The following is a 9,696-nucleotide window of genomic DNA, read 5'->3' as shown; positions in this document are numbered from 1 at the left end:
GCCCCTACGGGGCACGGCCCTGACGGGCCGTCAGGCCCGGGGTGCCGCCTACGGCGTCACCGGCAGTAGGTGCACCCCCCGGCTGCGCCGGGGGGTGTGGGGGTGGGTGAATTCCCCTGGCGGGGAATTCGCTGGCCTGTTTCGGCGCCTGCGGCGCCTTTCCGTCCGGGGGTTCTCCGGGCCTGCGGCCCGGGTTTTGCGTTGACGATGTGACGTGTTTTTCGGGTAGAGGGCCCTCCCTCCTGTCCGGCCTGCGGCCGGAGCGTTGACGATGTGACGCGGATTTCGGGTAGCAGCCCCTCTCCTCCCTTGCCTGGCAAGGGTTGTGGGGGCTCGGTGGGGGCGCCTGCGGCGCCTCGGGCCTGCGGCCCGCCGTCGGGCGTTGACGATGTGACGCGGATTTCGTGTAGAGGGCCCCTCCCCTGCGGGGCGGGGGCTTTCGGGAGTCCGGCCGAGAGGTGGTTTCCGAATTTGCTGACTGGGGGCGGGGTGGTGTCCTTCCGGGCCTTTCTCTCCACCTTTCAGGTAATGAGCGTCAATTCTTTTGCCCATGACATTTGTGATTCTTCGTAATCACTCGCATTCCTGACGCGTCCACACCAGTGGTCCGACCACTGCCCCCTATGGCCGGATCCACACTTGGGGTCATGGACTCCTGTTGATCTTGAAACGGCTTGCACTACGCAGCGTCACCACTCCCGAGAATTGGTCTAAACAACACTGCCGAGTGGTCTAAACCAATCCGGCCTGATTCGGCCCCGTGGTCCCGCTTTCGCGCCATGCCTATCGAGCTGGCTCGATCCAGAGGTGCGTCCGGCCGGGTGAACCGGGCCGCCCAAAACCACCCAAATGGCCCCCCATGCCTCTTGAGCTAGCCGAATTCAGACCCCTGCGAGACGCATTCTCTTGCCTTTTCAGTAGCCTGAATCTGCGTCATTCTGATGCCTTTTCAATTGGCTCTATTGGCGTCTTTCCGTGCCTTTTCAGCTGACTGGTGGGGCGTCTTTCCGGGGCGCTTGCGGCACCCCGTCCGGCGGGGCCGTTGACGATGTGTCGTGGAATTCGGGTAGCGGCCCCGTCCCTTCCCTCCGGGGGCGTTGACGATGTGTCGTGGATTTCGGGTAGAGGGCCCTTCCTCCGGCGGGTCGGGCGGGCATGGGAAAGGGCCCCGGCCGGGGTCGGCCGGGGCCCTTCAATGGCGTTCTACGCCACGCTCTTGAGCCGCTGCTGCTGCTCCGGGATTCCCCCGGCCCGGCGGGCCTGGGAGGCCGCCGTGTGCCATTCCTGGAGCGCCTCGGCGGTGTACTCCATGCCGCTTTCCCCGGGCGCCCCGTCGGGGAACTGGACGAGATCCTTGGTGCGGCTCTTGAGGGTCTTGGCGCCATTCCAGCTGACCGGGAGAATTCCCTTCTCGCACGCCTCCCGCAGCGTGTAGGTGACCGGCGGGACCCAGGCGCCGGCCTCGCCCTGGCCGTCGCCCTGGACGGCCGCCTGCGGCGCCGGGGCGGGGGTTGCCGCCGAGGTTGCCGCCGGGGTTGCGACACCCCCCGCAACCTGCCCTGAGCTGGGGATACCCCCCGGGACGGTGTCATCGCGCAGCGAGGTTGCGCCCATCATGTCCGAGCCCGGCAGGAACGCCGAGACGGCCGCCTCGGCCTCCGCCTTCTCCATTCCGGCCTCGGTGATCCACGGGGCGTACTCGCCCCGGTCGAACCAGGCCGGGGCGGGCGCGCAGGCGTCCAGATATCCGGCCACCTGCGGCGTGATGTAGGCCACCTGGAATTCCTGGACACTCCCGCCGGTGACACCGACGACGCCGCGCCCCTTGATCTCCGGGTCCCATTCCGGGCGCTTGGCGTACCCGTACGTCACCACCCACTTCGGATCGGACGCCGGGCCCACGATGATTTTCGTGCCGACCTGGTCCCGGGTCTCGGTGTCCCCGAAAATGTCCTTCGAGAACTGATGGGCCCCGAGAATGATGCGGTGGTTTCCCGTCCGGCCCTGCATCAGGATCATCTGGAACCAGGCGTGGAACGCGGGCTTGCCCTTTCCCTTGACCCCGTACATCCACCAGATGTAAGCCGCCTTCATGAACGAGCTGAATTCGTCGATGACCAGCACCCGGGGAGTCACCTGCTGACCGGTCGCCCGTGCCATCTGGGCCGACTTCATGGAGACGAAGAATTCCGCCAGCGCCATGACCGCGCTGCGCACGTCGGTGTGGTTCCGGACGCCGGACTTGCCGTGCGTCTCCAGCATCGAATCCCACTTGAGATCGATGATGTCCACCAGCCAGCCGTGCTGACGGAAATGCACCACCGGAATGTAGAGCACCGTGGACTTCCCGCGACCGGTCTCCCCGGACACCCCGAAATGCGGCGTCTCGGTCTCGACATTCACCCACACCGGCCCGTCGTGCCCGGCCCCGACCATCACCCGGTACGGGTCGGCCGACGGGATCCACGGCACGGATCGCGGCAGCTCAGCGCGCTTCTTGGGCGGCTTGGGGTGGCTCCACACCACCCAGTGGTGATCCCCCGCCAGCTCCCAGCGGGAGCGCCACTCACCCAGCGGCACGCGGGAATTCACGAGCGAATCGAGCGTGTCCTGCTCGGATTTCGTCCCGAGGAATGTGATGGGCAGACGCAGCACGATCTGCGCGTCCTGCGTGCGGGCGTCGGCCGGGAACAGCATCCAGTCCTCGACCGGCGGCACGGGCGGCAGCTCGGCCTCCCCCATCAGCTGCGCGGTCGGCGCCTGCACCGGCAGCTGGGGCGTGCCGCCCGTCAGGAAGGCCAGCGTGGCCGCCTGCCGGGCCTGGGCCGCCCGGGGGTCCTCCAGCCCCAGGATCGGCGCCATGGCCAGCCACAGGGCGGGCTGGTAGATCTCGGCGTCCGTCCGGTCCCGGGCCCGCCACCACCCGAGCCCGTGCTCCCCGGTCACGTACGCCATGGCCAGCGTCACCGACGCCATGTAGGCCCCGAGCACCGTCCCCACCGGGTCGGTCGCCAGCCCGTACGCACCGGCCAGGGCGCCGAGCCGCGCCACGGCCCGGCCCGCGTACGGCCACATGTGCCAGCGACCGGCGGCGCGCGCCCCGGCCGCCCCGGCGTCGCGCAGCACCAGCAGCGCCCCCCACACCGCCCTCCGCGCCCCCACGGCGCCCCGCCACGCCTCCCCGACGCGCCGGGCGACGGACACCAGCCACTCGCCCGCCGCGCCCTCCTCACGGGGCCGCAGCGCCCTCTCGGCGGCCTCCGCCAGCCACGCGGCGGCCCGGCCCTGCCCGGAGGCCGGCGCGACCGCCACCGACGCCAACTTCACCATCTGCGGGTGCGGCTGGCGGCCCGCCACGGCCGGGTGGTGGCGCCAGTCCGTCGACACGGTGCCGCGCTTCCACGCGGTCGCGTTGCTGCGCGGGCGGCCCCACATCTCCCGCCCCGACAGGAACCGCCAGGCCACCCGCCCCACCCCGGTGGCCGCGCGGGCCACCTGCGTGCCCGCCCACTGCGCCAGGCGTGCGCGGTTGTGCCAGACCATCAGCCCCGCGCCGATCACCACCCCGGCCTCCACCAACAGGGTGGTACCGTCCGCCGAGCCGTCCCCGACCTGGATCAGGCTGAATGCGATCTGATGCGTCGTCAGCTCCGCTGCGAGCATGTCCACCGTGGTCCCTCTCCCTCGTGTAGGGATCACGCACCCCCGGCGGGCCGGGCCATCACTCCATGGCCCGCCGGGGTCGTGCGCCATCCCGGTGATCACTGCGCTACAGGGCGTCAGTGTCGGTGCCACCCATGACAGGTGCACCCGGATTTCGGTTCCGTCCCGGTCACCCGCTCAGCGGGTGCCGTGCTCCGCGTGCCACGGGCACGGGTCCTCCGGCGGGCACGGCCCGCACCCCGGCGGGACCGAGTACCAGAACAGGTACTCCTGGCGGACGTAGGCCCTGCTGCCGCCGGGGGCGTCCCACTCGATCGAGTCGGCCGGGATCGGCCCGGCGGTCTCCTCCGGGTGCATCCGGTCCAGCTGCATCAGGGCGTACGCGGCCGCCTCGGCCAGCTGGCCGTCCGCCTCGGTCCGCGAGCTCCACCACCGCCGGTCGTGGAGCGCCGCCAGGCGCAGCGCCGCCTCCCGGCGCTCGGACTGGCTGGCCTCGCCCCAGTCGGCCGGCCTGTGCGGGCCCTCCATCGTCCGGGCCAGCTCGGCCACGGCGGCCTCCTCCTGCCCGATGTCCGGGGCGTCCGCGTACGCCTGGAGGGCGCTCGGCGCGGAGAACGCCGGGTAGTGGGTGAGCGGCCGACGGGTCTGCTCGGTCATGTCAGCCCACCTTCCGCATCTCGTACGAACGGCAGAGCGCCGACGGGCCGAACAGGCCGTCGACCCTGACGGTCCACCGCCCGCCCGTCAGGTCGGACGGGGCGAGCTGACCGGGGGCCAGGTCGTCCAGGACCCGGCCGGACTTCCCGGCCGCCCAGGGGTCGGCCTCGCACTCCGTGATCTCCACCCGGTCACCGGCTCGGAACGTCATCTCGAATCTCCTCAGGTAGGGGTGGGGCGGGCCCGGGCGGGCCCGCCCCGAGGGGTCGGTCAGCGGGTGCGGCTGAGCTTCAGGGCGTCGGCCACGATCAGGGCGTGGTCGAACGCCAGCGGCGGCAGGGCGTCCAGCGGCCACCAGGCGACGGCGGCGGCGTCGTCCCCGGCCACGGCCTCCTGACCGGAGGCCACCTCCAGCAGGTAGGCGACCGAGACCACCCGCTCGCGCGGGTCGCGGTCGGGGGCGTCGTAGGCGCCGACCTGGGCCAGCTCCTCCGGGTCCGCCACGATGCCGGTCTCCTCCTCCAGCTCGCGGGCCGCCGCCGCCCGGGTCGTCTCGCCCTCGTCGACGTAGCCGCCCGGCAGGGCCCAGCTGCCCTTGTACGGCTCGTCGGCGCGCTGGATCAGCAGGACACTGCCGCTGCGGATCACCACGGCGTCGGCGGTCAGCCACGGCCTCTCGCTGCTCCAGGGGTTGGTGGTGTCGGTCATGATCGGTCCTCTCTGGTGGGGTGGTGCCGGGTGGTGGGGCGGGCCCGGTCGGGCCCGCCCCGGATCATGTCGCCGCAGGCGCGGCGGCGGGGGCGGTTCGGGGACTACCGGCGGGCGGCGCGACGCTCGGCGGCGTCGATCTCCCGGGCGACGGCGGCCGTCTGGATCTCGGCGATCCGCCGGTCGATCCGGGCGGTCGGGCCGCCCTTCAGCGCGGCCCGCAGGACCAGCGCGGCCAGCCGGAGCGTCTCGCCGGTCGTGTAGTGCTCGGGCTCGTGGTCGTACCGGGGGGCCATGGTCAGTTCCTCTCGGCCGGGGCGAACCCGATGCGGGCGGCGGCGGGGCGGGCGGGGGCGGCGGCGCGGGCGTTGCGCATCTCGCGCTGCACCGTGGCGAGCGGGACGTCCGCCCGCCCGGTCAGCGCCACCACCCGGGCGTGCACCTCGGACTGGTCGGCCAGCCCGGCGGCGGTCACCTCCCGCACGGCGGCGGCGACCGACAGCCGGGGGACGGACGCCTGCGGCGACGCCCCCACCTGCGCGGATGCCGTCTCCGGGCGGAGGCCGTCCGGAGCCCCGGCGGAGGATCCGGGCCGCAGCGCGGCGACCGGCGTCCAGCGCGGCGCCTCCCACAGCTCCGCCGCCGACGGGGCGGAGACCCGCTCCAGCGCCAGCCCCCGGTCGGCGTCGGCCGTCTCGGCCAGCGCGTCCCACGCCCCGGTCAGCCGCCGGGCGGAGCGCTCCTGAGCGCGGGCCACCCGGGCGCCGGCCTCCGCGAGGGCGGCCATGCGCGACTCCTCCGCCCGGGTACGGGCGGTCAGCGTCGCCCGGGCCACCGCGGATTCGTCCCGGGCCGACTGGAGCACCCGGCCGATCTCGGCCTGCGCCCGGGGCGAGAGCGCGGTGCGCTCCCACACCCCGTGCAGCCACCACAGGGATTTGGCGGCCAGCGGCAGCCAGGAGACGGCCAGCCACGCCGCCGGGGCGGTCGAGGTGAGCGCGTGGGCCACCAGCGCCCCGGTCGCGACGGCGCCCAGCAGCCACCCGACGGCGGTCACCCGCCAGTCGTGATCGCCCTGCGCCGCCAAGCGGCGCTCGTAGGCGAGGGCGGCCAGCCACGCCGCGTCGAATCCCAGGCCGATCACGGCCGCGAGCAGCGCCGTCATCACCGGGCCGAGCCACAGCGTGACGACGGCGACGGTCAGCACGGCGGACAGCGCCGTGGCCGTCAGGGCGGGTGCGGCGAGCCTGGCCCGCCGCATGGTCTGTACGGTCATCAGAGCCCTCCCAGAGGGGCTGTAGGGGCCGGGCCCCGGGTGCCACCGGGGCCCGGCCCGTGAACGGGGTGGGGGTCAGCGGCGCCAGAAAGCGGCGCGGGTCCGGTTGTCCTCCATGTCCCGGAACCCGGCGTCGGCGCGGCGCTCGGCGTCGCGGGCGCCGTCCTGGTTACCGGCCGCCTCCTGAGCCAGGAGGTCGCGGACCGCGTCGGCGGTGGCCCTCATGCCGTCGTGCTCGGCGCGCTCGAAACGCTCGGCCTCGCGGTCCTTGTCCCTGCGGCTCCAGCCCATGGCGTGGTCCTCTCGGATGGGGCCGGGCCCCCGACGGGCCCGGCCTGATGGATCGGGGGTCTAGCGGGCGGTACGGGTATAGCGGGCAGTACGGGCGTACCAGGTGGTACGGGCGTAGCGAGTAGTACGGGCGCGTCAGTCGTCCCGGTCGTCATCCCACAGGGCGGCGGCCGCCGAGGGGCGGCAGATCTCCCAGACCGCCCCATGGGCGATCAGCACGGCGGTCACGCACGCCGTCAGGGACACCACCGAGCGCACCGGCTCCGGCCAGCCGACCCGGTACACCGCCACGGCCACCAGCAGACCGATCGGCAGGGCGGCCACCCAGGCAAGGACCGTGGTGGTGCCCACCGACAGGCGGCGGGGGCGGGGGGCGTTCACCGGTCACCGCCCAGGGCCTGCGCCAGCCGCTCCTCCGCGAGGGCGAGCGCCGCCTCCCGCATCAGCCGGGCGTCGTCCGCCGTCTCGGCGTCCCGGGTCTCGGCCGCCAGCCGGGCGTAGTGGCAGGCCGTCGTGTGCGCCCGGACCATGGCGGCCAGCGCCTCGGCGCGGCTCACCGGGCACCACCCACGTGCCGGTCGATCTGCGCCGACAGGTCGACGATGCGGTCGCGCAGCACGGAGGCCGGCGGGACCGTCGGCGGCACGGGCGGGGACGGGGGCGGGGGCGGCACGGGCGTGCCCCCGGCGTAGGTACGATCCATGACGGATCGCCTCCTCTGTCGAGATCAGAGATGGGTGATCAAGGCCCTGACCAGGGGTTGCACCCCCCGGTCGGGGCCGCTCCGTTTCCGGCGCTGCACTCACTGTGACACACAATCGCAGTGGATACAACTTCCCTATCTGATGCGCCGCCCCTGTATGCTCTGACCATGGAAGACACGAAGCTCCCCGAGGAACGGCAGGCCGCCGCCCTGCGCGACGTCGCCCGCATCGGCGCCGCGCGCGCGAAATTGCTGGCGGACGCCGAGGACCTCGTCCCCTCGCTGCGGGCCGCCGCCGTGGCCGCCGACGCGACCGGCGCCCAGCGCTCCCGGATCAGCAGCCTCGCCCAGATCAGCCCCAACACGCTGACCGCGTGGCTCAGGGACGCGGGCGCCACCGTCCGCACCAAGCGGGGGGCCGACCGTGGCTGACCTGCCCCCCAACGCCTCCCTCACCGACGTCCGCGACGCCCTCCCCGAGGAGTGGCGCGCCGCGTTCGACGAGGAGCTGTCCCGCGTGATGCTGAGCGACCTGTCCACCTGGGCCCACGGGTGGGCCCGGTGCGTGGCCGACGGCGACTACCCGCCCCGCCCCTACTGACCATCCGCGAGAGACGCCCCCGGACCGGCGACTGACCCCCACCCGTCGCGGGGCGTAGTCTCTGCGCTACTGATCACGCACCACAGACCCCAGGAACGGCAAAAGAGCCCCCCAGTCTGATCCCCACCGTTGGCGCGGTGGAGGCCGGGAAGCTCGCTGCCGACCTCGATCCAGTTAGAGGTCTGGCACCGATGGTAGGGGACCGTCGTCCCCCGATCCACCGGGCCCGGCCGGAGAGGCCCTGTACGTGCCCACGACCGACGGCATCCGGCCGCGCGACTGCGCGTCCTGCCGCACCGTCCACGCCGCGCTCACCGAGCACCCGAGCCCGGACACGCTCACCGTCGCGCAGGTGGCGGAGCTGTCCGGGCTGGCCCGGCGCGCCACCATCACCCACCTCGGCCACCTCCAGGAGGCCGGGCTCATCGAGGCCGACCGGCGCACCCCCACCGGGGCGACGCTGGAAGGCCGGCCTCTGCGCCCCGGCCCGAAAATCACCCCCGCCAAGTGGGCCGGGTCGGCCCAGACGCGGGACCGCGCCTGCGGCCAGCTGCTCGCCGCCTACGCCTCGATCGGGTGGACCGGCACGGCCAGCACTGACGTCCTCGCCGGGCTCAGCGGGATGTCCGTCGGCAGTGTGAAGCGGCACCGCCCGCACCTCAAGGCGGACAAGCACCTGCGGCTGACCGCCGACGTCCGCGACGCCACCAACCGGGCCGGGCGCCTGCGGGCGGTCGACCATTTCACGCTCCTGCCCTCCCTCGGTCTCGTCGTCGACACCCCGGTGCTCCCCGCCGGAGCCGAGCACACCGGCTGGTGGTGGGCGGCCGCCGAGGACGTCGTCCAGCGGCTGCGCTGGTTCACCGGCCCCGCCGGGCAGAGCCGCGACGACTGGGACCGCGACCGGTGGCGCGCCGTCGAGCTGCTGGCCGCCGCGATGACCGAGACGTGCGGCGCGGGCGCGTGGACGGCCGCCGACTGGCACGTCTACCTCGGCCCCGACCGGCCCGGTGTCGCCCGCCCCCTGTCCTACCTGCGCACACTCATCGAGCGCCTACCCGCCGCCCCGCCGCTGTCCAGCGGCCCCGCCGCCCGCGCCACCGGGCAGCGCCCGCTGCTGCTGATCACCTGCGACGACTGCGGCCGCGCCTACCGCAGCGCGAGCGGCAGCACCGTCTGTGGCCCCTGCCGGGAGCACGGCGCCGCCGCCGTCTAGCACCCCCCACACGGCCCCTGGTGGCCCATCAGACGGCCCCACCCCCCTACTCTGGCGGGTGGGGCCGACGCATGTCTGCGCGCGCCCCTAAGGGCCCCTCAGGGGCGCCGCTCTCCCCATTGCCTGAGTCGGCGCCACCTGAGGGTGCACCTCCCCGTGCACGGGGGGTGCACCCCCCGTGCATCTGCCCTGTGGATAACTCCCGCGACCGCCCGCTATGGGGTGGTATGTCCTGTGGAAAAGGGGGTGCAGGGTGCACCAAACTGCGACTTTCAGAAAAGGGCCCCTGAGCTGCGGAAACGTGGGGGGTGCACCAAACTGCGACTTTCAGAAAAGGGCCCCTGAGCTGCGGAAACGTGGGGGTGCACCAAACTGCGACTTTCAGTCCATAGAGCAGCACCGGTGCACACCCCCCGCCCGGCTGCGCCGGGCCGCCTCCCGCAGGGAGGCGGTGACGGGCCGTCAGGCCCGATGGGCCTTCTACCCGAAATCCGCGTCACATCGTCAACGGTAGCGGAGCGTAGCGACGCGGGCCCGGCCCTGACGGGCCGCCAGGCCCGAAAGCGACGTAGTCGCGCGGC

13 protein-coding genes are annotated in these 9,696 nt (G+C 73.4%); 3 read left to right on the top strand and 10 right to left on the bottom strand.

All coding sequences use genetic code 11. The features are described from left to right. Positions 1-1,203: 1,203 nt before the first annotated feature. From ACW14Y_RS42910 to ACW14Y_RS42865, 10 genes are all read right to left on the bottom strand, one after another. Positions 1,204-3,669, bottom strand: coding sequence for a hypothetical protein (locus ACW14Y_RS42910; RefSeq protein ID WP_456989200.1), 2,466 nt, complete (start codon positions 3,667-3,669; stop codon positions 1,204-1,206). Between the two features lie 171 nt (positions 3,670-3,840). Further along, positions 3,841-4,320 carry a hypothetical protein gene (locus ACW14Y_RS42905; protein WP_456989198.1) on the bottom strand — a complete coding sequence of 160 codons (480 nt, stop codon included), beginning with the start codon at positions 4,318-4,320 and terminating at the stop codon, positions 3,841-3,843. A 1-nt stretch (position 4,321) separates the two neighbouring features. Beyond that, the gene (locus ACW14Y_RS42900; protein ID WP_456989196.1) at positions 4,322-4,531 is read right to left on the bottom strand and encodes a hypothetical protein; all 210 of its coding nucleotides are present in this window, start codon (positions 4,529-4,531) and stop codon (positions 4,322-4,324) included. A gap of 59 nt (positions 4,532-4,590) precedes the next feature. Next, positions 4,591-5,028 carry an NUDIX domain-containing protein gene (locus ACW14Y_RS42895; RefSeq protein WP_456989194.1) on the bottom strand — a complete coding sequence of 146 codons (438 nt, stop codon included), beginning with the start codon at positions 5,026-5,028 and terminating at the stop codon, positions 4,591-4,593. Positions 5,029-5,132: 104 nt separating this feature from the next. Beyond that, entirely contained in the window at positions 5,133-5,324 is a 192-nt protein-coding gene (locus ACW14Y_RS42890) for a hypothetical protein (RefSeq protein WP_456989192.1), read from the bottom strand. Positions 5,325-5,326: 2 nt separating this feature from the next. Continuing rightward, the gene (locus ACW14Y_RS42885) at positions 5,327-6,304 is read right to left on the bottom strand and encodes a protein spdB (RefSeq protein ID WP_456989190.1); all 978 of its coding nucleotides are present in this window, start codon (positions 6,302-6,304) and stop codon (positions 5,327-5,329) included. A gap of 75 nt (positions 6,305-6,379) precedes the next feature. Beyond that, entirely contained in the window at positions 6,380-6,595 is a 216-nt protein-coding gene (locus ACW14Y_RS42880; protein WP_456989188.1) for a hypothetical protein, read from the bottom strand. A gap of 135 nt (positions 6,596-6,730) precedes the next feature. Continuing rightward, the gene (locus ACW14Y_RS42875) at positions 6,731-6,976 is read right to left on the bottom strand and encodes a hypothetical protein (RefSeq protein ID WP_456989186.1); all 246 of its coding nucleotides are present in this window, start codon (positions 6,974-6,976) and stop codon (positions 6,731-6,733) included. Beyond that, entirely contained in the window at positions 6,973-7,152 is a 180-nt protein-coding gene (locus ACW14Y_RS42870) for a hypothetical protein (RefSeq protein ID WP_456989184.1), read from the bottom strand. The genes ACW14Y_RS42875 and ACW14Y_RS42870 overlap by 4 nt, the downstream gene beginning before the upstream one ends. Then, positions 7,149-7,298, bottom strand: coding sequence for a hypothetical protein (locus tag ACW14Y_RS42865; RefSeq protein WP_456989182.1), 150 nt, complete (start codon positions 7,296-7,298; stop codon positions 7,149-7,151). The genes ACW14Y_RS42870 and ACW14Y_RS42865 overlap by 4 nt, the downstream gene beginning before the upstream one ends. Before the next feature lie 168 nt (positions 7,299-7,466). On the opposite strand from ACW14Y_RS42865, the gene ACW14Y_RS42860 reads away from it, so the two are divergent. The 3 genes from ACW14Y_RS42860 to ACW14Y_RS42850 all read left to right on the top strand — a co-directional run bounded on the left by ACW14Y_RS42860 (position 7,467) and on the right by ACW14Y_RS42850 (position 9,115). Beyond that, the gene (locus ACW14Y_RS42860) at positions 7,467-7,730 is read left to right on the top strand and encodes a hypothetical protein (RefSeq protein ID WP_456989180.1); all 264 of its coding nucleotides are present in this window, start codon (positions 7,467-7,469) and stop codon (positions 7,728-7,730) included. Then, positions 7,723-7,899 (top strand): hypothetical protein, encoded by a 177-nt coding sequence (locus ACW14Y_RS42855; RefSeq protein ID WP_456989178.1) that lies wholly within the window; start codon positions 7,723-7,725, stop codon positions 7,897-7,899. The genes ACW14Y_RS42860 and ACW14Y_RS42855 overlap by 8 nt, the downstream gene beginning before the upstream one ends. Positions 7,900-8,146: 247 nt before the next feature. Further along, a complete protein-coding gene (locus ACW14Y_RS42850) occupies positions 8,147-9,115 on the top strand; it encodes a hypothetical protein (protein ID WP_456989176.1) in 969 nt (322 codons plus the stop codon). The last annotated feature ends 581 nt before the right edge of the window (positions 9,116-9,696 follow it).

It is taken from the genome of Kitasatospora sp. cg17-2 (assembly GCF_054031055.1).
This window is presented reverse-complemented; position numbering and strand designations above follow the sequence as displayed.

Coding starts and splice junctions, on each gene's coding strand:
- ACW14Y_RS42905 (WP_456989198.1), bottom strand. CDS start 4,320: ATGACCGAGCAGACCCGTCGGCCGCTCACCCACTACCCGGCGTTCTCC.
- ACW14Y_RS42860 (WP_456989180.1), top strand. CDS start 7,467: ATGGAAGACACGAAGCTCCCCGAGGAACGGCAGGCCGCCGCCCTGCGC.
- ACW14Y_RS42900 (WP_456989196.1), bottom strand. CDS start 4,531: ATGACGTTCCGAGCCGGTGACCGGGTGGAGATCACGGAGTGCGAGGCC.
- ACW14Y_RS42885 (WP_456989190.1), bottom strand. CDS start 6,304: ATGACCGTACAGACCATGCGGCGGGCCAGGCTCGCCGCACCCGCCCTG.
- ACW14Y_RS42895 (WP_456989194.1), bottom strand. CDS start 5,028: ATGACCGACACCACCAACCCCTGGAGCAGCGAGAGGCCGTGGCTGACC.
- ACW14Y_RS42890 (WP_456989192.1), bottom strand. CDS start 5,324: ATGGCCCCCCGGTACGACCACGAGCCCGAGCACTACACGACCGGCGAG.
- ACW14Y_RS42880 (WP_456989188.1), bottom strand. CDS start 6,595: ATGGGCTGGAGCCGCAGGGACAAGGACCGCGAGGCCGAGCGTTTCGAG.
- ACW14Y_RS42865 (WP_456989182.1), bottom strand. CDS start 7,298: ATGGATCGTACCTACGCCGGGGGCACGCCCGTGCCGCCCCCGCCCCCG.